This is a genomic window from Leucothrix arctica (assembly GCF_003172895.1).
GTDB lineage: Bacteria > Pseudomonadota > Gammaproteobacteria > Thiotrichales > Thiotrichaceae > Leucothrix > Leucothrix arctica.
The window spans coordinates 32,949-57,110 of the sequence record NZ_QGKL01000041.1 but is presented as its reverse complement, the minus strand read 5'-3'; the positions used below and the strand labels follow the sequence as shown (position 1 = coordinate 57,110).

Below are 24,162 nucleotides of genomic sequence, written 5' to 3'. Positions count from 1 at the left end.
GAATCAGATCAATGGCTGATACACAGTATTACGGAACAGGACGTCGAAAGTCTTCTTCAGCGCGCGTTTTCATGAAAAGCGGCTCTGGAAAAATCACAATCAATAAGTTGGCGATTGAAGATTACTTCGGACGTGAGACTTCTCGCATGGTTGTTCGTCAGCCATTAGATGCGACTGAGTCTGTAGAAACATTCGATATCAATGTTACTGTTAAAGGTGGCGGAGATAGTGGTCAAGCGGGCGCAGTTCGTTTGGGCATCGCAAGAGCACTTCTTGAGTTCAATCAAGAGCATCGTGACGTACTTAAGAAAGCAGGTTTCTTAACACGTGATGCTCGTAAAGTTGAGCGTAAGAAAGTTGGTCTGCACAAAGCACGTAAGGCAACACAGTTCTCTAAGCGTTAATTTTACGCCGAACTGTTTTACCGTTACATCAAAAAAGGATCACATGTTTACATGTGGTCCTTTTTTGTGTCTATTGTCCGTTCGTATGAACTTTGTTGCATAGAAGCAACACTCAGTCTATTATGAAATTAAATGGCGATTTATTAATAGTCGCATGCCATGGGCAAAGGCAGAATAATGAAAAAAATAATAATCCTCATTTCGTTATGTTCAGTGATAACGACACACGCAGCAGATATCAATTCTGTTGGTGCTAGTTACGGCCTTCTTTCAGAGTCAAATTATAGTGTGACCGCAGGTTCAAACCTTGGTAGTCGTATTGGTTATACTAATTATAACCTTTTCCCCGCTTCTCCTAATGATGCAGAGTCTCAAAGTGCGCGAGTAGGTCTTGGTAATAAGTATGGTGAATTAAGACTTGGTGTTCATGATTCTCTCGATAGTTTGGTAACCACGGGTGCTGATCAGCAGTTTTACGACGGAGCTTACGACTTATTGATTCAAGATGAGAGCGAGATTTCGCAATCGTTTACTTACGTTGGAAGTGCAGGTGCCGTTTCATTGGGCGCGCAAGTTGCTAGTGATAATACTGACGAAAGAACAAAATCTACTGGTATATTGTTGAATGCGCAGTCTCGTTCGGTAGAGGCAGCTATTGCTTATCGAAGAACGACTGACGAAGCAAAGGCTGTAAAAGGGCGGCTGACTTATAAAAGTCGTAATAATAGTCGAGTCAGAGTCGACTTGGTTGCAGAAAAAGTAGCTATAGATGATGCGTCTACTAGTCTTTCAGTTGATTCGACGTCATTTATGGTTGGTGCTAAATACAGTATGACCCGTAATGCTTATGTTGTTGGTCAATATGGAGTGGTTGGATTTGATGATGATGTAAACTTGTCATCTGAAGCTCTAGCTGAAAACCAAGATTACAACGCTCTGTCTTTTGAGGCTGGGTATAGTCTTAGCGATAATTCATCTGTTTATATCAATCATACGCAAAAAAGTTTTGATTCTAGTCTGCAACTTCCGTTTGCTGACAATCTCAGCGGTGGTTCGCAAACTAACTCAATTGGCGTTCGCTTAAACTGGTAATGCCTGTTTGACGAGTTTGCTGGAACAATCTACATAAGCTGTTTATAGTAACCCTACATAAATAAAAAAGTGTAGACGGCTGCTATGCAAAAACGACTAACAACTCGCGATACCATTCTTTATACCCTCTTAACACTGATGGTCATACTTCTAGTGCTTGTCATGTACCAGATTGATAGGCAGTGGAATAAGCTCAATGAAATGGGAGTGGCTGTTTCAGAGCAGGCTAAAGATGTGCAGGGCGTCCGTAGCTCAGTCAGTAGTTTGCAGAGTTCTTTTAATGATGTGGTTGCTTCTGCATCAAAGACATGTGTTTCTTCAGGCGTTCCTCTTGCGACGAAAGCACTCGAAGAACAGACTTCCGATGCGTCTTTTACTGCCGCTACCAATAATAATTCAGACTTGGAAGTCCCAGCTGCTTTTCAGCGAGCTTATCAAGCAAGTCAGAAGAGTGACTACTCCCAAGGTGATTGGAAGGTCAACTCTTTCTCTAGTACGATCAAAACGATTACCCCTTTGGTGTCTAGCGATGCTTATGCGTCTGATATTCAGCAAAATGTTCTGGAGTCACTGTTAATTCGTGATCCTGAAACGCTTGAATGGAGCGGGTTGATCGCGAAAGACTGGACGGTTAGTGAAGACGGTTTGACGATTACGTTTAACTTGCACGATAACGTTCGCTTTTCAGATGGTGTGCCGTTAACCGCAGAAGATGTTGCATTCACATACAGCTTCATCATGAATGAGTCGATCAAGGCGCCGGGTGAGCGTGCTTTTTACGAAAAGATTGAGAGTGTTACCGCAGTTTCACCTTATCAAGTTAAATTCGTTTATAAAGAGCCTTATTTTCAAGCGTTGGGCACAGCGGGTGGTTTGTCGATTTTAGCAAAGCACTTTTATAAGGAGTATATGGATAAAGGTGAGGAGTTTAACGAGTCAAAAGGATTGTTACTGGGTTCTGGGCCTTATCGATTAGCCGATCCTAAGTCATGGACGTCGGATCAAGGTGCTATTGAGTTGGTTCGAAATACACGTTATTGGGGAGCGGTTAGCCCTAGTTTTGATAAGTTAGTATGGAAAGTTATTCAAAACGATAGTGCGCGTTTAACGACTTATAGAAATGGCGATATTGATTTATATAGTGCTCGCCCTGTTGAATACGACAAGCTGCTAAAAGATGAGCAGGTCAAAGAGAAGAGTCAAAATTTCGAATATATGAGTCCTGTGGCAGGTTATAGCTATATCGCTTGGAATCAAAAGGCAGGTAAAGAAAAAACAAAGTTTGCAGATGAACGTGTTCGTCAGGCAATGACGTACTTAACTGATCGCGACTTGATTATTCGGGATATTTATCGAGGGTACGCTGAAGTGGCAATTAGTCCATTTAGCCCTCGCAGCAAACAACATGACCCTGAGTTAATAGCTCGACAAGCCAATGTAGGCAAAGCCAAGGCCTTGTTAAAAGAAGTCGGTTATGAAGACCGAAATAATGATGGTTTGCTAGAAGACGAAAATGGTAAAGCATTCAGTTTTAAACTGACGTATTTTCAAGGGAATGATGATACAAAAAGACTAGTGTTACTACTGAAAGACATGTTTGCCAAGGCTGGCGTAGAGCTTATACCTGACCCAACTGAGTGGTCGGTCATGTTGGAGCGTTTGGATCAGAAGAATTTTGATGCAATCGCGCTCGCTTGGACAAGTGGTTTGGAAACGGATGTTTATCAAATGTTCCATAGTTCGCAAACAAAAACGAATGGTAACAACTTCATTAATTATGAAAGTGATGCTTTGGATGGGTTGATTGACCAAGCGCGTGTGATTGTTGATGAAGTAAAGCGAATGGCTGTTTGGAAAAAAGCCGAAGCTGTTTTTTATAAGGAGCAGCCTTACACTTTTCTGGTGCGACGTAAGTCTTTAGTCTTTATTGATAAGCGCATTAAAAACTTAGAATTAACGAATACTGGATTGAATCAGGATATTCATCCATTTGAAATCTACGTCCCTAAATCAGAACAAAAATACCAACAATAGGAGCGTAGAGGTATGTTGACTTATCTTCTGCGGCGCATCTTGCTGATGATTCCTACTTTGCTGGGAATTACTTTAGTGGTATTCACTGTAATGGCTATCTCGCCAGGTGGTCTAACCGGCGCATCAATGGTGGGTGGTGCTGATATGAAGCCTGAGGAAAAGCAGGCGCGGATTGACTACTATAACAAACGATATGGGTTGGATGATCCAGCGCCTGTGCAGTACCTGCGTTGGTTAAATAATGTGTCGCCTATTGGCTTTCTAACGGATGAAAATAACGACTATTTGCGATTTTCTTTTACCAAGGGTTCTGACTTAGGAGAGAGTGTATTCTTTGGTCAGACTGTTGCTGCATTAATAAAAGATCGCCTGCCGATCACGCTACTATTAAATGTAATCACCATTCCTTTGATTTACCTCATTGCGATCATCGTAGGGATGAATGCTGCTCGTGACCGAGGAGGGCGATTTGATGTCAGTTCAAATGTTTTAATGCTGGCGCTTTGGTCTCTACCTTCCATGTTGGTCGGAGTATTGTTGATCGGTTTATTCTCAAGTATTCAAAATTGGCAGTGGTTTCCAACGGGCGGACTTAGTTCAAGTGCCGCTTATCAAATGCCTTTTTTACCCCATTGGTCATCAGTAGCAGATATTTTGAAGTTGCTAGTCTTTGGTGTGACAGGTGTCGTTGCAGGCTTAGTACTTGCCCAGTTGAGATCGGTATCCTTAAGAAAGTTAATAGCAGGACTGTCAGGTCTTGCACTTGGTGCCAGCATGGCGTGGTCTCATCCCGAATTTATATTGGCAAACTGGGTTGTATGGCCATTATTGTTTGCATTAGTAATGGTGCTGATCTCCTCAAGCGGTTCAGCAGCGCTGCGGATAACTTTATTTGTTTTAATTGGTTTTGGTCTGGCGTGGTATTGCACCATGAACTGGTTAAGTGACGAGTTTGTACGAGGGTATTTGCTAGATAGGCTTTGGCACTTAGTCTTGCCGATAATTGTGCTTTCTTATGGAAGCTTCGCTTCATTATCCAAGATTATGCGAACCTCTATTCTTGAAAATCTAAATGCTGACTATGCACGAACCGCACGAGCGAAAGGTGTTGCAGAAGAAGATGTACTTTGGCAGCACGTATTCAGAAATAGTTTGCTGCCATTAATTACGATTTTTGCGGGTATCTTGCCAAGTTTATTAGCAGGGTCAGTTATCGTAGAGCAAATATTTTCGATTGATGGGATGGGTAAGTTAGTCGTCGAAGCAACCATGGCGCGTGACCGAGAGTTGATATTATCAATCACACTAATTTCAGGTATTTTGACACTCGTGGGTTATTTAATCTCAGACTTGATGTACACACTTGTAGATCCGAGGGTGCAATATGACTAAGCGTCAAACTATCGGTGAATCTTATTCAAAGCAAATTCTTCGTACCGCCTTTTCAGGTTGGGGAGCGAGGATTGGTTTAACTTGGGTGCTATTTCTTGCCTTCATTGCTTGCTTTGCACCACTCATAGCAAATAGCGCACCTTTATTGGTGAGTCAGGGCGGTGAGTTGTTCATGCCTGTTATTCGCTTTTTGACGGTTCAGGACTTGGTGTTGATGGCCTTGTTCATCATGTTACTGTTGCTTTGGTGGCTACCAATATCAGTCGCGACCAAATTTTGGATTATGGCAGGTGTTTGCGCGGTCAGCATTGTAGTTGGTTTGTCTTTCCTGTCACCACCTAAACTCATTATCTATGAACAGTTTAGAGAGCAGGTTGCCGCTGGGGTCTATGATTGGGTTGTCATGCCTGTAATTCCTTATTCTCCAAGTGATTACTTACGAGATTTTGGTGATACCGCACTACAAGCACCCAGTTACCAAGGTGTAGCTGCTCATTATATGGGGACTGACTCTGTTGGCTCTGATGTGGCGAGTCGTATGGTGCATGCATCTCGAGTTGCTTTGAGTATTGGTTTCATTGCGACCGGTATTGCGATTTTTATAGGCGTTATCATCGGTGGGCAAATGGGTTACTTTGCAGGTCGCTTTGACATGCTGGGTATGCGTCTTGTTGAGATTTTTGAAGCTATTCCGGTGTTGTTTTTGCTGCTCGCGTTTGTTGCATTCTTCGGGCGTAGTGTTTACATCATTATGGTGATTATCGGTGTGACTGGCTGGTCGGGCTATGCGCGTTATGTCCGCGCTGAGTTTTTGAAATTGCGTAAGCAAGACTATGTTCAAGCCGCGGTTGCGAGTGGTTTACCTCTGCGTTCCATCTTATTCCGTCATATGTTGCCGAATGGTGTTGCGCCGGTATTGGTTGTTGCAAGCTTTGGTGTGGCCTCGGCCATTTTAACGGAAGCAATGTTAAGCTTTTTGGGGCTTGGCCCTGTAGAGGCGCCATCGTGGGGTGGAATGTTGAATGAAGCGGTAAAGTCTTCTGTGTTTAATTGGTGGATGGCTGCTTTCCCAGGTGGTGCGATTTTCCTAACCGTCTTTGGTTATAACCTAATGGGTGAGGCGTTACGAGATGCTGTTGATCCTCAGTTGGCGAGTAAAGCTGGGGTAGTGTCATGAGTTTATTAGACGTTCGCAATTTACATACTTACCTCAATAGTGGTGGAGAAGTAGTCAAAGCTGTTGATGGTGTCAGTCTCTCTATCGATAAAGGTGAAACATTTTGTTTGGTTGGTGAGTCAGGCAGCGGTAAGTCGATTTGTGCGCTCTCCATCATTCAATTATTACCCGCAGGTATTGCTTCACACCCGAAAGGTGAGGTGCAGTTTCAATTACGAAAAGAGTCTGGTGATGTTGAAAGTGTTAACCTTTTAGCGCTTGAGGATACTGAGTTGCGAAAGGTGCGTGGTGCGCGTATTGCAATGATTTTCCAAGAGCCGATGAGTTCGCTCAATCCAGTGTTCAGCATAGGGGAGCAGATTGTTGAAGCCTTGCAGTTACATAATCCTGAGATGTCAGAGTCTGAAGCAAAAATGGTCGCTATTCAGTCGCTGGAGCAGGTTCAGATAAAATCACCCGCTGAGCGTTTTGATGATTATCCGCATAGGCTCTCGGGTGGTCAGCGTCAACGTGTCATGATTGCTATGGCTTTAGCGTGTAAGCCAGACTTACTTATTGCAGACGAGCCGACAACGGCTCTCGACGTAACTGTTCAAGCAGAAATCCTTCAGTTGATTAAAGACTTACAAGCTAAAAATGGCATGGCCGTGTTATTCATTACCCATGACTTTGGTGTGGTTGCACAGATGGCGCATAAAGTGGGTGTTATGCAGTCTGGGCGATTGGTCGAGTCAGGGTTAGTCAGCGATATATTGAGAACCCCGAAACATGATTATACTCAGCAGTTACTAGCGGCAATTCCTGAAAACCTGGCTCGTCCTGATGATAGCTTAAGACTGTTTAATGAAAATGCCGATACTTTGGTGAGCGTGACTGATCTAAATGTATGGTTTCCAATACGTAAGGGTGTTTTTCGGCGAGTAGTTGATCATGTTAAAGCGGTTGATTGTGTTAATTTAAATATCCGCAAAGGCAGTATTATGGCCTTGGTTGGTGAGTCGGGGTGTGGAAAGACGACTTTGGCTCGAGCCATCATTCAGCTGCAGAGGCCTACTTCAGGTAGTGTGAAAATAGATGATCAGGAGTTGTGTGGTTTAAGCGAAGATCAACTTCGACCTATACGTCCTCGTATGCAAATAGCCTTTCAAGATCCATTGTCATCATTAAACCCACGATTGAAAGTCGCAACGACCTTGATCGAACCAATGACCGCACACGGTATAGGGGAAAATAAGGATGACCGTATCGCACGGGCCATTAAAGTATTAGAGCAAGTGCAGTTGAGTGAAGAGCACCTTTGGCGTTATCCGCATGAGTTTTCTGGTGGTCAGCGTCAGCGTATTGGTTTAGCAAGAGCTTTGGTATTAAACCCAGAGTTCATCGTTTGTGATGAGATCACAAGTGCTTTGGATGTGTCGGTACAGGCGGAAGTGTTACAATTACTGCTAGAGATTAGACAGCAGAGTGATCTGACGTTATTATTCATCACCCACAATATTGCTGTGGTGGAATATCTCAGTGATGAAGTGGTCGTCATGAAATCAGGAAGAGTAGTGGAGCAGGGTTTAACTACTTCAGTGTGCGGAAATCCCCAAGATATTTATACCCAAACATTATTAAGTGCCGTCCCTAGGCTTAATCTTTCATAGATATTGTGAATACTTGACTAACCTAGTCAAGTATTCTACTATTCGCTCAAATGCAGTGTCGAGAGCGGAGCATCAATCATGAAACTGACAACGAAAGGGCGCTATGCCGTGACAGCAATGTTAGATTTATCATTGCACAGTCAATCAGGGCCAGTGTCATTGGCTGATATTTCAGTACGACAAGATATCTCATTATCATACCTTGAGCAGCTATTCTCAAAGTTACGTAAGCGTGGCTTAGTCGTTAGTATGCGTGGGCCTGGTGGTGGATACAGCCTAAGTCGTGATCCAAAAGAGATTGCGATGTCGAGTATAATTTTGGCGGTTGACGAGAGTGTTGATGTCACTAACTGTAGTGGTAAAAGTGACTGTCAGGACTCAAAACGCTGCCTAACCCACGATTTGTGGGCAGATTTAAGCGGAAGAATTCAAAGTTTTTTAGATGACATAACTCTAGATGACATGATGAACCGCAAAGAAGTATTAGCAGTTGCCGATAGACAGAATAAAAAGGCTGTCGTTGAAGCAACATTGCACAACCTAAACGGTTGATATTGTTTTTAAAGAATTGAACACAGGTAATACACCGATGAGTGAGTTTAAAAAGCCGATTTACATGGATTATTCATCAACAACGCCAGTAGATCCTCGCGTTGCGGAAAAGATGATGAAGTGCCTAACGCTAGATGGCGTTTTTGGTAATCCTGCATCGCGTAGTCATGCACATGGCTGGGCTGCTGAAGATCTCGTTAAAGAAGCTCGTGAAGAAGTCGCGAAGACTGTTGGTGCTGATTCACGCGAAATCGTTTGGACAAGTGGTGCTACTGAATCAAATAACCTAGCGATCAAAGGTGCTGCGCACTTTAATGAGCGTCGTGGTAAGCACATTGTTACAATGAAGACTGAGCACAAGGCTGTTTTAGATACTTGTCGTCAGTTAGAGCGTGAAGGCTACGAAGTTACTTACCTTGATCCAATGCCTAATGGTTTGTTAGATCTAGACGTATTTAAAGCGGCGCTACGTGATGACACAACAGTTGTTTCTGTTATGCATGTTAATAATGAAACCGGCGTTATCCAAGATATCGCAGCGATCGGTGCAATTTGCCGTGAACGCAAGATTGTATTCCATGTGGATGCAGCGCAGAGTGTAGGTAAGGTTCCAGTTGATGTTGAAGCACTAAACGTTGATTTGATGAGCTTCTCTGCACATAAAGCTTACGGCCCTAAGGGTATCGGTGCTTTATTTGTTCGACGTAAGCCACGTGTTCGTATCGAAGCACAGATTCACGGTGGTGGTCATGAGCGTGGCATGCGTTCTGGAACGTTACCGACTCACCAGATTGTTGGTATGGGTGAAGCGTTTAAGATTGCTAGAGAAGAAATGGCCGCAGAAGGCGAGCATATCCGTGTATTACGTGATCGCTTATATGCTGGTTTCGCAGACATGGAAGAGGTTTACGTGAATGGTGATTTAGATCACCGTATTCCGGGTAACCTAAACATCAGTTTCAACTTTGTTGAAGGTGAGAGTTTGATGATGTCTTTGAGTGATGTTGCAGTATCATCGGGTTCGGCATGTACAAGTGCAAGTCTTGAGCCGAGTTATGTACTGCGTGCATTAGGTCGTAGTGACGAGTTAGCTCATAGCTCATTACGTTTCACAATCGGTCGTTTTACAACGGAAGAAGATGTGGACGTTGCGATTAAACAAACACGAGCAGCCGTTGAAAAACTACGTGATCTATCTCCATTGTGGGATATGTTCAAAGACGGTGTTGATTTAGATTCGGTAGTTTGGGCTGCGCACTAAGCGTATTTCACTCTCATAGCGATTAAAAGACTTTAGAGGATATAGACATGGCATACGGCGAAAAGGTAATGGATCACTACGATAACCCACGTAACGTTGGTTCGTTTGATGCAAAAGATGCAGAAATTGGTACTGGTATGGTTGGTGCTCCTGCATGTGGTGACGTAATGCGCCTACAGATTAAAGTAGGTAAGGACGGTATCATTGAAGATGCTAAGTTCAAGACTTACGGTTGTGGTTCAGCAATTGCTTCTTCTAGCCTACTGACTGAGTGGGTTAAAGGTAAGACATTGGATCAAGCTAAAGAAATTAAGAACACAGATATTGCTGATGAGCTAGAGTTGCCACCAGTAAAGGTTCATTGCTCTGTACTTGCAGAAGATGCAATCAAAGCAGCAATCGACGACTATCAAAGTAAGCAGTAATTACGTTTTAGGCGTGATGAGGGTATAAACATGACAATTGCACTAACAGAAACAGCAGCAAAGCGTGTAACGACGTTTTTAGAGCAACGTGGAAAAGGTGTGGGTTTGCGTTTAGGCGTAAAGACACATGGTTGTTCGGGAATGGCTTATGTCATGGAGTTTGCTGATAAGGTTGATGAGCACGATACTGTGTTTGAAGATCACGGTGTGAGTTTGATTGTTGACCCTAAAAGCTTAGTTTATCTAGATGGTACGACAATGGACTACACTAAGGAAGGGTTGAACGAAGGTTTCAAGTTCACTAATCCTAACGAGTCTGGTGCTTGTGGTTGCGGCGAAAGTTTTACCGTTTAAACGCAGTAGAATATTTGCAGACAATGAGCCGATTTTTATCGGCTCATTGTTATTATGGACTTATAGATAGATACCAATATGTCGATAGATTTCAAGAAGAACTACTTTGAATTATTTGGGCTGCCAGTGCAGTTTGATGTTGATAACTCTCAGTTAGCTGTAGCTTTTCGCGCTTTACAGACGCAGCACCATCCTGATCGTTTTGCTTCTGAGTCAGATGAAGCACGCCGCATTGCTCAACAAGTCACTAGTTTTATAAATACTGCACAGGAAACTCTGAAGAGTAACCGCTTACGTGCGCGTTATTTATTGTCGTTAAGTGATGTTGATTTTGATGATGAGCGTGATACAACCAGTGACATGATGTTTTTGATGTCGCAAATGGAGCGCCGTGAAGTACTTGAGCAAGTACCTAATGCAGTAGATCCATTTGATGCGGTTGACGCGTTATCAAAAGATGTGAAAGCGGAAAATAAGGCACTAGAGCAAGCATTTGAAACAGCGTATGACGCTGGTGACTTAGAAGAAGCAAAGCAGGTTGTTTTAAAATTAAAATTCTTTGAGCGTTTGTTGGGTGAAATCAAGCAGCTCGAAGAAAAGTTAGAAGACGAAGCACTTTAAAGGTTGATTCATGGCGTTATTACAAATTTCTGAACCCGGTATGTCTACAGCACCGCACGAGCATCGCCTCGCGGTGGGTATTGATTTGGGTACAACAAATTCTCTAGTGGCGTCAGTTCGCAGTGGTGAAGCAAGTACATTGGCTAATGCTGATGGACAGCACCTGCTGCCATCGGTAGTGCGCTACCTTGAGAGTGGTGAAGTTATTATTGGAAGTGAGGCTCAGGCAGCCTTAGGTTCTGATCTGAAAAATACTATTGCTTCAGCAAAGCGTTTGGTAGGGCGTGCAGTTAGTGAGTTGAAAACACTAGCAGGTCAATTGCCTTACGATTTTGTTGAAACAGAGGGGAACGTTCCTCAAATTCAAACCGTTGCAGGCAATGTTACTGCGATTGAAGTGTCATCGGAAATTCTTAAAGCACTTAAAAGTCGTGCAGAAGAAAGTTTAGGCGGTGAGTTAACGGGTGTCGTTATTACCGTACCTGCCTACTTTGATGATGCACAGCGACAAGCCACTAAAGATGCTGCACGTCTTGCTGGTCTAAACGTATATCGTTTGTTGAATGAGCCAACTGCGGCCGCTGTCGCTTATGGTTTAGATCAGCAAACAGATGTTGATAATAAAATTATCGCGATCTATGACTTAGGTGGCGGTACGTTTGATGTTTCATTATTACGCTTGAATAAAGGCGTGTTTGAAGTTATGTCGACTGGTGGAGATTCTGCTTTAGGTGGTGATGATTTTGATCACTTAATTGCGGAGTGGATGTTAAAGGAAAGTGCTCAGCAAGATACTAAAGATGCGCACCTGTTAAGAGCTGCAATGATCGAAGCGCGTCGTGCCAAAGAAGCATTGAGCGATAACGATACTGTTGCTGTAACTTTGGGTGATTGGCAAGGCAGTATCGATGTTGCAACGTTTAATGAACTATCTGAGTCGCTAGTTAAGAAAACATTGATGGCTTGCCGTCGCGCAGTGCGCGATGCAGGTATCGAAAAAGAAGACATTGCTGATGTGGTTATGGTCGGCGGTTCAACCCGCGTACCATATGTGCGACAGCGAGTAGGTGAGTTTTTTGATCGCCCACCATTGGTTGATATTGATCCGGATAAAGTTGTTGCGATTGGCGCGGCGATTCAAGCGGACTTATTAGCAGGTAACAAACCTGATAGTGAAATGCTGTTATTAGATGTAACACCGTTATCGCTAGGTCTTGAGACTTATGGCGGATTGGTAGAGAAAGTTGTTGCGCGTAACACAACGATCCCAATTACTCGTGCGCAAGAGTTCACAACGTTTAAAGATAATCAGACGGCGATGACGATTCACGTACTGCAAGGTGAGCGTGAAACAGTTGAAGAAAATCGTTCATTGGCGAAGTTTGCACTACGTGGTATTCCACCAATGGTTGCCGGCGCTGCAAGAATTAAAGTGACGTTTCAGGTAGATGCTGACGGTTTGTTGAGTGTTTTTGCTGAAGAAGAGTCAACAGGTGTTAAAGCCGCTGTTGAAGTTAAGCCTTCTTATGGTCTGTCAGACAATGAAATCGAATCAATGATTCGTGCGTCGATGGAAAATGCGAAGCATGATGTTGAAATGCGACGCTTACGTGAGCAGCAAGTTGAAGCGGATCGTTCTTTGCAAGCACTTGATGCTGCGATGACGTCAGATGCCGACCGCTTACTAAATGAATCAGAAAAACAGCAATTGTTAGCTGCACGTGGAGACTTGCAAGTCGCGCGTGATAGTGATGATGCTGAAGTGGTGAAAGCCGCTATTAAATCGCTTGAGAAAGCAGCAGAGTTTTATGTTGCACGTCGTATGGATAATAATATTCAAGCGGCGATGTCAGGTCACAATATTACTGAGTTTGAGAGTTAAGTCCTATGCCACAGATTATATTTTTACCTCATCCAGAGCTTTGTCCAGATGGGGCAGTTTTTGAAGCAGAAAGCGGTACAACGATCTGCGACGCAGCGTTGAAAAATGGTATTTCGATTGAGCATGCATGTGAAAAGTCATGTGCGTGTACTACGTGTCATGTCCAAGTTCGTGAAGGCTTCGATTCACTGGAAGTAGCAACTGATCTTGAGGAGGACTACCTAGATAAAGCTTGGGGTGTAGACCCTGATTCTCGACTAAGTTGTCAGGCGAAGGTTGCTGATAAAGACTTGGTTATCGAAGTGCCTAAGTACACTATTAATATGGTTTCTGAGACTCACTAAAAGAGGTTTACTATGAAAATCGGTTGGACTGATACTTTAGAGGTTGTTTTGGATTTGGATGAAGCTCACCCAGATGTTGATCCTCAGTATGTTCGTTTTACGGACTTACACCGTTGGGTCACGGAGTTGGAGCGTTTTGAGGATGACCCAGAGCGTTCAAATGAGAAGATTTTAGAAGCAATCCAAATGACTTGGATTGAAGAGAAAGATTAAATAAAAGGAGACTGTTAATGTCTAAAATAGCTGAACGTGAATTCATTCCACTTAACTTGGCGATATTAACTGTCTCTGACTCTCGAACTGAGGCCGACGATAAGTCGGGGCAAACCTTGGTGTCGATGTTAGAAAAAGACGGTCACATCCTCTCCGACAAGCAAATTGTCAAAGATGATCGTTATGATTTACGCGCCATCGTTTCTCAGTGGATTGCAGACCCAAGTGTTGATGCCATTGTTACTACGGGTGGAACAGGCTTGACTGGTCGTGATGGAACGCCAGAAGCACTGACTCCGTTATTTGATAAAACCATTGATGGTTTTGGTGAAATGTTCCGTGTGTTGTCTTATGATTTGATAGGAACATCAACCTTGCAATCGAGAGCAGTCGCAGGCGTTGCAAACGGAACATTCATTTTCTGTTTACCTGGTTCTACAGGTGCTTGCAATGATGGTTGGTCAAAGTTAATTTCTGCACAATTGGACAATAGAACGTGTCCCTGTAATTTGGTAGAAATCATGCCGCGGCTCACAGAAACTTAAATTATTTCTTAATTTATTTTAGGTGATAAAAAAGCTTGCCATAAGCATTAGTTAACGTCGGTTTTAAATAAAATGAGTACCATGAGAAAGTAGGTGAATTATATCTGCTTTGTGCAATCATGTTGGTTATAACCTGTTAGGATATGCGAAAACGCCAGTTGATTCGACTAGTGCCAACGTGGCGCAGTGTGTTTCACTTTAGTGTAGATAAAACATGGTGTTGGAAGCGTTTATTTTAAAAAAATGGTATAATATTCTGCTCAATTTTTTCTATTAATCGTCGAAGCAGGGAGCAGTGTTCAACGATTAAACTTTTTTAGCGAGGACAGTATGCATTTAGGATCATTGCCTGAAAAGCAAGGTTTGTACGACCCAGCCAACGAGCATGATGCCTGTGGTGTGGGTTTTGTTGCCCATATTAAAGGTGAGAAAAGTCATGACATTGTTGAACAAGGTCTGACTATTCTTAAACGTATCGTACACCGCGGAGCAGTAGGCGCTGATCCAAAAGCAGGTGATGGTGCAGGCTTGTTGATGCAGATTCCCGACACTTACTTTCGTGAAGTAGTCGACTTTGAACTACCTGCTTTAGGCGACTACGGTGTGGGTATGCTTTTCTTGCCAAAAGATGCCACAGAGCGTCAAGCACTTGAAGCGACAGTTAATAAGGTTGTAGAGTCGGAAGGGCAGATAGTTTTAGGCTGGAGAGATGTACCGGTCGATAGTTCTGATCTTGGTGATAGTGTTAAGCCAACAGAGCCATCAATTCGTCAAATCTTCATTGGTCGTGGCGATAATATTGCTGACCAAAATGGCTTAGAGCGTAAGTTGTTTGTAATACACAAGATGTTGGGTTCACAAATTTCTAAAGCTGCGGAAGCTGGTTACAGAGATTTCTACATCAACTCAATGTCAACACGTACTATTGTCTACAAAGGTATGTTATTGGCAGAGCAAGTTGGTGAGTACTACCTTGATTTGTTAGACAAACGAACGACATCAGCGATTGTGCTTGTTCATCAGCGTTTCTCTACAAATACTTTCCCTACATGGGATCTTGCACATCCTTTCCGCATGATGGCTCACAACGGTGAGATCAACACAAACCGCGGAAACGTTAACTGGATGGCTGCACGTAAGCATTCAATGCAATCAGATATTTTGGGTGATGATCTTAAAAAGATTTGGCCTGTAATCCCTGAAGGACAATCAGACACAGCTTGTTTAGATAATGCATTGGAATTACTGGTTGCTGGTGGCTATTCACTAGTACAAGCAATGACGATGTTGATTCCTGAAGCTTGGGCTCATAGCTCAAACAGGATGGATGCTAAGCGTCGCGCATACTACGAGTACAATGCAGCATTGATGGAGCCATGGGATGGTCCAGCAGCGGTTGCATTTACAGATGGCCGTCAAGTCGGTGCAATGCTTGATCGTAATGGTTTACGTCCAGCACGTTACTTGATCACAGATGATAACTTAGTGGTTATGGCATCTGAGATGGGTGTCCTAGACATTCCTGAAGACAAGATTGTTAAGAAATGGCGTTTAGAGCCAGGTAAGACTTTCCTAATTGACACGGAAGAAGGTCGTATCATTTCTGATGAAGAAGTGAAAACTGCTTTGGCCAATGCACACCCTTACCAAGATTGGTTGGAAAAAGGTCAGATTGAGTTAGAAGATCTAACAACGGATGCTAATCCTCCTGCGTCACTAGCTAAAGCTGACTTGCTTAAGACTCAGCAAGCATTTGGATATACGCAAGAGTATGTGAAGTTTTTACTAGATCCGATGGTTAACAACGGTGAAGAAGGCTTAGCGTCAATGGGGACAGATACTCCAGTAGCTGTGCTTTCAGATCGCTCGCGTCATTTGTCTAACTATTTTAAACAGAACTTTGCACAAGTTACTAATCCTCCGATCGATCCAATTCGTGAAGAAGTGGTGATGTCATTGGTTACTCTGATTGGGCCTCGTCCAAACTTGCTAGGTCATGATGACCAAGGCTCGCACATGCGCCTTGAGTCTTCTCAGCCAGTATTGAGTAATGAAGATCTAGATCGTATTCGTCATATCCATGACCATGTGGGTAATGCATTCCAAACCGCTACATTAGACATTACTTACTATGCGTCTAAAGGCGCAGAAGGCATGCGTGAAGCGATTTATGACCTTTGTGCAGCAGCGAAGCAAGCCGTTTTAGGCCATTACAATATTCTGATTTTGTCTGACCGTGCGGTTAGTGCACAGCGTCTATCAATTCCAGCGCTATTGGCGACTTCTGCTGTTCATCAGTATCTGATTCAAGAAGGTTTGAGAACAGAGACTGGTTTGGTTGTTGAGACGGGTGCTGCGCTTGAGATACACCACATTGCTACATTGGCAGGTTACGGTGCTGAAGCAGTTAACCCCTGGTTAGCGCTTGAGACTATCACTGATAACCTAGACGATATTGCGCCGGGTATGACGGTTGAGTCAGCTCATAAAAACTATGTCAAGGCAGTAGGTAAAGGCCTTAAGAAAGTGATGTCTAAGATGGGTATTTCAACCTACCAATCTTACTGTGGTGCTCAAATCTTTGATGCGATTGGTTTGTCTACGGCGTTCTTGGATGAGTTCTTCACAGGTACTCAAACTACCGTTGAGGGTATGGAGCTAGACGGTGTTGCAAAAGAAGCAGCGATCTTGCATGACCAAGGTTTTGGTAACCGTATGCGTTTTGCTAAGCACCTCGATATTGGTGGTGATTATGCTTACCGTACAAAAGGTGAAGCACACGTTTGGACGCCTGATACTATTTCCAAGTTACAGCATGCTGTACGTGGAAACGACCCTAAGACGTTCAAAGAGTTCTGTAAGCTAGTAGATGAGCAGTCAGAAAAGCTACTGACGTTACGTGGTTTGATGAAGTTCAATCTTGATAAAGCATCAGTTCCATTGGATGAAGTAGAGTCAGCAACAGAAATCGTTAAGCGTTTTGCAACGGGTGCAATGTCATTCGGTAGTATTTCGCACGAAGCTCATTCAACACTGGCTATTGCTATGAATGAGATAGGCGGTAAGTCAAATACTGGTGAGGGTGGAGAAGAGCCTTCTCGCTACTTGCCTTTGGCTGATGGCAAAATGAACCCTATGCGCTCTGCTATCAAGCAAGTTGCGTCTGGTCGTTTTGGTGTGACTGCTGAGTACCTTGTTAACTCTGACATGATCCAGATCAAAATGGCTCAGGGTGCTAAGCCTGGTGAAGGTGGTCAGCTACCGGGTCATAAGGTTGATGAGCGTATTGCTAAAGTACGTCACTCGACAGAAGGTGTTGGTCTAATTTCACCGCCACCACATCACGATATCTACTCTATCGAAGATTTGGCTCAGTTGATTCACGATCTTAAGAATGTGAATCCTATTGCTGACATCTCAGTGAAGCTAGTATCTGAAATCGGTGTTGGTACGGTTGCAGCAGGTGTTTCTAAAGCACATGCCGATCATCTGACTATCTCTGGTTTTGAAGGTGGTACTGGTGCGTCACCAATTACGTCTATTAAGCACGCAGGTTCGCCCTGGGAGCTTGGTCTAGCAGAAACTCACCAAACACTTGTATTGAACAAACTACGTAATCGTATTTGTGTTCAAGCGGATGGTGGTTTACGTACAGGTCGTGACGTAATCATTGCAGCGCTATTAGGTGCTGATGAGTTTGGTTTCGCGACTGCGCCATTGATTGCTGAAGGTTGCATTATGATGCGTAAGTGTCATTTGAATACTTGCCCAGTCGGTGTTGCTACTCAGGATCCTGAGTTACGTAAGCGCTTCACAGGTAAGCCTGAGCACGTTATCAACTACTTCTTCTACGTTGCTGAAGAGATACGTGAAATCATGGCTGAGCTTGGCTACCGTAACTTCAATGACATGATTGGTCAGTCTGATCGTCTGGATATGAAGACTGCTGTTGAGCATTGGAAGACACAAGGCTTGGATTACAGCCGTTTGTTAGCTAAGCCAGAAGCAGACTCTCCAGAAGATATTTATTGGACAGAAAAGCAAGACCACGGTCTTGATGCTGCATTGGATAATGAGCTTATTAAACAAGCTGCACCTGCGCTAGAAAATGGCGACAAGGTTGAGATAAATATCGAGCTTCAAAACCACAACCGTACCTTTGGGACGATGTTGTCGGGTCGCGTTGCAGAGAAGTATGGTCACGCAGGTTTGCCTGATGACACGATTATGATCAGAGCAACGGGTACAGCAGGACAGTCTTTCGGTGCTTGGTTGGCCAAAGGTGTCACGGCTGAGTTGTTTGGAACAGGTAATGACTACGTTGGTAAAGGTCTGTCTGGCGGACGTATTGTTATTGCGCCACCAAAAAACTCTAAGATGGGTCGTGCTGATCAGAATATTATTTCTGGTAACACTTTGTTATACGGCGCAATCAGTGGTGAAGCTTACCTTTCTGGTGTCGTAGGCGAGCGTTTCGCAGTTCGTAACTCAGGCGCTTCTGCAGTCGTTGAAGGTGTCGGTGATCACGGTTGTGAGTACATGACAGGTGGAACGGTTGTTTGTCTTGGTGGCACAGGTCGTAACTTTGCTGCGGGTATGTCCGGCGGTATTGCTTATGTACTTGATCTTAAAGGTGAGTTCGCATCTAACTGCAATACGCAGATGGTTGAGCTAGAAACAGTTGATACTGATGAAGGTGATGAAGACATTAGCGATCCAATGATGGCCGATGAGCAACGCCTAAAGCAGTTAATCGTTAACCATTACGAGTACACAGGTTCACAGCTTGCTGAAGAGATATTGGCAGATTGGGAAGGCTACCTTACGAAGTTTGTGAAGGTAACACCTACTGATTACCGTCACGCTTTGAAAGTATTGAAAAAACGTCGCGCAGCGGCTTAATAGGAGGAATTTGCAATGGGAAAAGTTACAGGATTTAAAGAAATCGCACGCAAAGAACGTACCTATGCGCCGATTGAAACACGTGTCATTAATTTCAAAGAGTTTGTTATTCCGCTAACGGATACAGAGCTTAGTGATCAGGGCGCACGCTGCATGGATTGCGGTATTCCGTTCTGTCATAAAGGATGTCCGGTTAATAACCTGATTCCTGATTGGAATGACTTGGTTTACAAAAACAAATGGAAAGAGGCAGTTGAGGTACTACACAGTACAAACAACTTCCCTGAAGTGACTGGACGTATTTGTCCAGCACCTTGCCAAGAGTCATGTACGCTAAACTTGGATGATGTACCCGTTACTATCAAGTCAATCGAATGTGCGATTGTTGATAAGGGTTTTGAGAATGACTGGATCAAACCAGAAGTTGCTCTAATCAAGACGGGTCAGCGAGTTGCCGTTGTTGGTTCAGGCCCTGCGGGCTTGGCAGCAGCACAGCAGTTATCACGTGCTGGTCATCGTGTCGTTGTCTTTGAAAAAGAGCCAAAAGTGGGTGGTCTGATGCGTTTTGGTATTCCAGACTTTAAGTTGGATAAATCATTGCTAGACCGTCGTGCAGAGCAAATGGTCGCTGAAGGTGTTGAATTCAAAACAAACACTTGCGTTGGTACTGATGTGAGCACTCAAGAGTTGTTGAACAACTTTGATGCTATTGCATTGACAGGTGGTTCTGAAAAGCCACGTGATTTAACAATTCCTGGTCGTGATCTAAACGGTGTTTACTTCGCAATGGACTACCTGAAAGCAAACACTAAGTTTGTTCAAGGCATTCACGGTGAAGAGCATGTTGTATCAGTTGAAGGTAAGCACGTTGTGGTTATCGGTGGTGGTGATACTGGTTCTGATTGTATTGGTACATCGACTCGTAATGGTGCAGCATCAGTTACACAGCTAGAGATTATGCCTCGTCCTCCTGAGAAGGAAGATAAGCAGCTTGTATGGCCTGATTGGCCGGATAAGTTCCGTACGTCGACGTCTCAGGAAGAGGGTGCAGTACGTAAGTTCTCTGTATCAACTAAATCATTCGTTGATGATGGTAATGGCAATGTAAAAGCAATTATCTGTGTTGAAGTTCAGTGGAACAAAGACGAAAATGGTCAATGGAAACTAAGTGAAGTTGAAGGTTCTGAGTTTGAACTGAAAGCGGATGTCGTTACATTGGCAATGGGTTTTGTTCATCCAGTTCATGAAAACATGATCGATAGCTTAGGTGTTGAGCTTGATGGTCGTGGTAACGTGAAGGGCGACACTGAAGGTAAGCAAGCTTATTACACTTCGATTGATAAAGTGTTTGCTGCGGGTGATATGCGTCGTGGTCAGTCTCTTGTAGTCTGGGCAATTCGTGAAGGTCGCCAGTGCGCGCATGCCATTGATAAATACTTAATGGGCAGCTCCGTGCTACCTCGCTAATTATTTCTTTTGCTTAAAAAAAGCCTGTAGAATGGGAGACCTTCTACGGGCTTTTTTGTCCCCATAAAAACTAAAACGAATTCACTATGGCAGCTTCTGGTTTAATACCACGAGAATTTATTGATCAATTGCTTGCGCGATGCGATATCGTGGATGTAATTAACGCGCGCGTGCCTTTAAAAAAGCATGGTCGAGAGTATCAAGCGTGCTGTCCATTTCATAACGAAAAAACTCCGTCGTTCACGGTAAGCCCGAACAAACAGTTCTACCACTGTTTTGGGTGCGGCATGAACGGTTCTGCCATTACATTTTTGATGGAGTACGAACACCTAGAATTTGTTGAAGCTATCGAGTCTATTGCTAGCTCAATGGGGCTAGAAGTGCCTCGCGAAGAAGGGCGAAAACGGAGTCCTCAACAACAGCAAAAGCAAAAGGGTCTAGTTGACCTAATGGCCGAGGCTAGCACCTATTATCAAAAACAGCTTAAGTTAAATACAGCAGCTGTCGAATACATGAAAAACCGCGGTTTAAGTGGTGAAATAGCTCAAGCTTATGGCGTGGGTTATTCCAAAAAGTCGTGGGACGCTGCGATTAAACATCTGTCCTCCCGATATCGTCAGGAACAGATCGTTGAGTCAGGTATCGCGATTGCGAAAGATGAGGGTGGCAGTTATGACCGCTACCGTGATCGTATTATGTTTCCCATTCGTAACCGTAAAGGCCAAGTAATAGGCTTTGGTGGTCGAGTGATGGGGGATGACACGCCCAAGTACATTAACTCGCCTGAGACGCCTCTGTTTCACAAAAGTAATGAGCTTTATGGATTGTATGAAGCGCGACAGGCTACACGTAAACTTGAGCGTATTATTGTTGTTGAAGGCTATATGGATGTTATCTCCTTAGCCCAGTTTGGTATTACTTATGGCGTGGCTACTTTAGGTACCGCAACGACCCAGCAACATATTGAAATATTGTATCGTACGGTGCCAGAAATCATTTTTTGTTTTGATGGTGACCGTGCGGGTAAAGAAGCCGCTTGGCGTGCTTTAGATAACACGCTTCCGGTACTACGCGATGATAAAGCTATTCACTTTATGTTTTTACCAGACGGTGAAGATCCAGATAGTTTGGTGCGAAGTATTGGAAAAGAGGCGTTTGAAGAGTCGTTTAGCAGTGCGACACCGCTAAGTGCTTATTTTATTGAAGCTTTAAGTGCGAAATTTAATATTACGCAAAATGAAGGTAAGGCGCAGTTTTTAAACGAAGCGAGTACTTTGTTAAAGAAAGTGCCAGAGAGTCAGCTTAAAGATTTGATTTTGCAAGATATTGCAAAGTTGACCGGTGTTGATAGAAAGTCAATTTTGAAAGGTAAGCAGGACGTTGCTGAGCAAGAAACACCCAGACGGTCGTCGCGCAGAAATAACGCTAGCTATCAACGGTCGGTTACGCATCCACCGATTCAATATGCCTGTATATTACTTTTGAATAAGCCTTCACTGGCTCAGTTAGTCAAAAATCCAGAGCAAATTGCCTTTTCTGGACTGCCTGGAACGGATTTATTGACCACACTCATTGAATCTGTGGAAGAGAGTCCTCATATTAATGCCATAACGTTATTAGAACGATGGCGTCATTCCGATTTAGAGTCGGATTTATTGCAACTCATGAAGTCGCAACCCAATAGTGATGATGATGAAATAATGTCAAAAGAGTTTAGTGATTGCTTGGCTTCTATAGAGAAGCAGGCTCGAAAGTCCAAACTTGAAATATTATTTCACAAACAAGTAACTGATGGATTATCAGATCAGGAAAAAGGCGATATACGCTACCTGACTGACCAATTATCAGTTCAATAAAACAAGCGACTTGCTATTTAAGTAAAATAGACAGTACGTATTTCATGTAACGCATCTCAGTGTGTTAACATGGCCGATTAACTTTTTTTCGGGAACTCAGCTACATGAGTGGACAAGAGAAGCAGAAATCCAGTTTAAAGACATTGATTTCCAAAGGTAAGGAGCAGGGCTACCTTACTTATGCGGAGGTCAACGATCATTTGCCTGATACTATAGTTGATCCAGAGCAGATCGAAGATATAGTACGCATGATTAACGACATGGGTATTAAGGTGTTTGAGAAGGCACCTGATGAAGATAGCATCAACATGGGCGACGAAGCCGTTGATGCAGACGAGGATGCTGCTGAAGAAGCGGCAGCGGCACTTAGCAGCGTCGATACAGACTTCGGTCGTACCACTGACCCTGTGCGCATGTATATGCGTGAAATGGGTACGGTTGAGCTTTTGACGCGTGAAGGCGAGATTCAGATAGCGATTCGTATTGAAGAAGGTTTGTACGAAGTTCTGACATCACTAGCAGAATTCCCAGCATCTACCGAGTTTGTCTTAGACAAGTTCGAAAAGATTGAACTTGAAGAAGCACGTCTTACAGATGTGGTTAACTCGTTTGTTGATCCAGATGCTGATCGTCATGCAATTCCAGTACCTCCTCCAGTAATTGTTGTTCCTGAAGTCAAAGCTGACGAAAAAGTTGAAGGCGAAGAGGAAGAGTCTGATGGTGAAGACGACGATGACGAAGAAGAGGAAGAAGTAGATACAGGTCCTGATCCTGAAGAAGCGCGTGAAAAGTTCTTAGAACTTAAAGCATTGTATGAAGAAGCCTGTAGTGCGCGTGATGCGGACAACATGGAAGCTTATGCAAAGGCACGTGCTGCACAGGCCCATAAGTTACTTGAATTTAAGTTTACTCAGCCAATCATCGATCAGATTGGTGGTCAGTTAAGCAGTATCATTACTCAAATCCGTGGCTTCGAAAGAAAGATCATGCGTTTGTGTATCGATAAAGCGGGAATGGCGCGTAGAGAGTTTGTAAAGACTTTCCCACAGCACGAGACTAGCCCTGAATGGTTGACTGGTGTTATGGAAGCAAGCCCTAAGTTTGCTGAAGCGGTTGCTCCATATATTGATGAGATTACTAAGTTCCAGCGTCACTTGACTCGCATTGAAACTGATACTCGTTTATCGATTACTCAGATCAAAGACATTAGTCGTAGTGTCTCTGTCGGTGAAGCGAAAGCGCGTCGTGCAAAGAAAGAAATGGTTGAGGCTAACTTACGTTTGGTTATCTCGATCGCTAAGAAATACACAAACCGTGGTTTACAGTTCTTGGATCTGATTCAAGAAGGAAACATTGGTTTGATGAAAGCGGTAGATAAGTTTGAATACCGCCGTGGTTACAAGTTCTCGACATATGCGACATGGTGGATTCGTCAGGCGATAACTCGCTCGATTGCTGACCAGGCACGTACTATCCGTATTCCTGTACACATGATTGAAACGATTAATAAGTTGAATCGTATCTCTCGTAAGCTACTTCAGGAAAAAGGACGTGAAGGTACGCCAGAAGAGCTAGCTGAAGCGATGGACATGCCTGAGGACAAAGTTCGCAAGGTCATGAAGATTGCTAAAGAGCCAATCTCAATGGAAACGCCGATCGGTGATGACGAAGATTCTCACTTAGGTGACTTTATTGAAGACGGTAACGTACAGTCTCCTATGGACAATGCAACGGCATCTAGCCTTGGCGAGAGTACGCGTGATGTCTTGAGTAGTTTGACGCCTCGTGAAGCGAAAGTACTGAGAATGCGTTTTGGTATTGATATGAATACTGATCATACGCTTGAAGAAGTAGGTAAGCAGTTTGACGTGACGCGTGAGCGTATTCGACAAATTGAAGCTAAAGCGTTAAGAAAATTGCGTCATCCGAGTAGATCGGATATGCTACGCAGCTTCTTAGAATTAGATAACGATCCTACACCTCGTTAACATT

19 protein-coding genes are annotated in these 24,162 nt (G+C 43.6%); all 19 read left to right on the top strand.

Annotated elements, in window-relative coordinates; translation table 11 throughout:
- The first annotated feature begins 11 nt into the window (after window positions 1-11).
- The 19 genes from rpsI (at window position 12) to rpoD (ending at window position 24,158) form a co-directional block, all read left to right on the top strand.
- Window positions 12-404 carry a 30S ribosomal protein S9 gene (gene rpsI, locus DKT75_RS16475; RefSeq protein ID WP_109824774.1) on the top strand — a complete coding sequence of 131 codons (393 nt, stop codon included), beginning with the start codon at window positions 12-14 and terminating at the stop codon, window positions 402-404.
- Between the two features lie 177 nt (window positions 405-581).
- Window positions 582-1,496 (top strand): porin family protein, encoded by a 915-nt coding sequence (locus tag DKT75_RS16470; RefSeq protein WP_109824772.1) that lies wholly within the window; start codon window positions 582-584, stop codon window positions 1,494-1,496.
- A gap of 84 nt (window positions 1,497-1,580) precedes the next feature.
- Window positions 1,581-3,530 carry an ABC transporter substrate-binding protein gene (locus tag DKT75_RS16465; protein ID WP_109824770.1) on the top strand — a complete coding sequence of 650 codons (1,950 nt, stop codon included), beginning with the start codon at window positions 1,581-1,583 and terminating at the stop codon, window positions 3,528-3,530.
- Window positions 3,531-3,542: 12 nt separating this feature from the next.
- Window positions 3,543-4,922, top strand: coding sequence for an ABC transporter permease (locus tag DKT75_RS16460; RefSeq protein WP_109824768.1), 1,380 nt, complete (start codon window positions 3,543-3,545; stop codon window positions 4,920-4,922).
- The gene (locus DKT75_RS16455) at window positions 4,915-6,099 is read left to right on the top strand and encodes an ABC transporter permease (RefSeq protein WP_109824758.1); all 1,185 of its coding nucleotides are present in this window, start codon (window positions 4,915-4,917) and stop codon (window positions 6,097-6,099) included. The genes DKT75_RS16460 and DKT75_RS16455 overlap by 8 nt, the downstream gene beginning before the upstream one ends.
- Window positions 6,096-7,748 carry an ABC transporter ATP-binding protein gene (locus DKT75_RS16450; protein WP_109824756.1) on the top strand — a complete coding sequence of 551 codons (1,653 nt, stop codon included), beginning with the start codon at window positions 6,096-6,098 and terminating at the stop codon, window positions 7,746-7,748. The genes DKT75_RS16455 and DKT75_RS16450 overlap by 4 nt, the downstream gene beginning before the upstream one ends.
- A gap of 78 nt (window positions 7,749-7,826) precedes the next feature.
- The gene (iscR, locus tag DKT75_RS16445; protein ID WP_109824754.1) at window positions 7,827-8,300 is read left to right on the top strand and encodes a Fe-S cluster assembly transcriptional regulator IscR; all 474 of its coding nucleotides are present in this window, start codon (window positions 7,827-7,829) and stop codon (window positions 8,298-8,300) included.
- Window positions 8,301-8,337: 37 nt separating this feature from the next.
- On the top strand, window positions 8,338-9,561 hold the full coding sequence (locus tag DKT75_RS16440) for an IscS subfamily cysteine desulfurase (RefSeq protein ID WP_109824752.1): 1,224 nt from the start codon (window positions 8,338-8,340) through the stop codon (window positions 9,559-9,561).
- A gap of 47 nt (window positions 9,562-9,608) precedes the next feature.
- Window positions 9,609-9,986, top strand: coding sequence for a Fe-S cluster assembly scaffold IscU (gene iscU, locus DKT75_RS16435; RefSeq protein WP_109824750.1), 378 nt, complete (start codon window positions 9,609-9,611; stop codon window positions 9,984-9,986).
- Between the two features lie 30 nt (window positions 9,987-10,016).
- A complete protein-coding gene (iscA, locus tag DKT75_RS16430; RefSeq protein ID WP_109824748.1) occupies window positions 10,017-10,340 on the top strand; it encodes an iron-sulfur cluster assembly protein IscA in 324 nt (107 codons plus the stop codon).
- Between the two features lie 78 nt (window positions 10,341-10,418).
- Window positions 10,419-10,961 (top strand): Fe-S protein assembly co-chaperone HscB, encoded by a 543-nt coding sequence (gene hscB, locus DKT75_RS16425; RefSeq protein ID WP_109824746.1) that lies wholly within the window; start codon window positions 10,419-10,421, stop codon window positions 10,959-10,961.
- 10 nt (window positions 10,962-10,971) lie between these two features.
- Window positions 10,972-12,843 carry a Fe-S protein assembly chaperone HscA gene (gene hscA, locus DKT75_RS16420; RefSeq protein ID WP_109824744.1) on the top strand — a complete coding sequence of 624 codons (1,872 nt, stop codon included), beginning with the start codon at window positions 10,972-10,974 and terminating at the stop codon, window positions 12,841-12,843.
- Window positions 12,844-12,848: 5 nt separating this feature from the next.
- Entirely contained in the window at window positions 12,849-13,187 is a 339-nt protein-coding gene (fdx, locus tag DKT75_RS16415) for an ISC system 2Fe-2S type ferredoxin (protein WP_109824742.1), read from the top strand.
- Between the two features lie 12 nt (window positions 13,188-13,199).
- On the top strand, window positions 13,200-13,400 hold the full coding sequence (gene iscX, locus DKT75_RS16410) for a Fe-S cluster assembly protein IscX (RefSeq protein ID WP_211665471.1): 201 nt from the start codon (window positions 13,200-13,202) through the stop codon (window positions 13,398-13,400).
- A 17-nt stretch (window positions 13,401-13,417) separates the two neighbouring features.
- Window positions 13,418-13,945, top strand: coding sequence for a molybdenum cofactor biosynthesis protein B (moaB, locus tag DKT75_RS16405; RefSeq protein ID WP_109824740.1), 528 nt, complete (start codon window positions 13,418-13,420; stop codon window positions 13,943-13,945).
- 330 nt (window positions 13,946-14,275) lie between these two features.
- Complete coding sequence (gltB, locus tag DKT75_RS16400; RefSeq protein WP_109824738.1) at window positions 14,276-18,847, top strand: glutamate synthase large subunit; 4,572 nt, start codon at window positions 14,276-14,278, stop codon at window positions 18,845-18,847.
- 15 nt (window positions 18,848-18,862) lie between these two features.
- Window positions 18,863-20,314 carry a glutamate synthase subunit beta gene (locus tag DKT75_RS16395; protein ID WP_109824736.1) on the top strand — a complete coding sequence of 484 codons (1,452 nt, stop codon included), beginning with the start codon at window positions 18,863-18,865 and terminating at the stop codon, window positions 20,312-20,314.
- Window positions 20,315-20,400: 86 nt separating this feature from the next.
- A complete protein-coding gene (dnaG, locus tag DKT75_RS16390) occupies window positions 20,401-22,170 on the top strand; it encodes a DNA primase (RefSeq protein ID WP_109824734.1) in 1,770 nt (589 codons plus the stop codon).
- 104 nt (window positions 22,171-22,274) lie between these two features.
- Window positions 22,275-24,158: an RNA polymerase sigma factor RpoD gene (gene rpoD, locus DKT75_RS16385; RefSeq protein ID WP_109824732.1), complete on the top strand. Its 1,884-nt coding sequence runs from the start codon at window positions 22,275-22,277 to the stop codon at window positions 24,156-24,158.
- Window positions 24,159-24,162 lie beyond the last annotated feature (4 nt).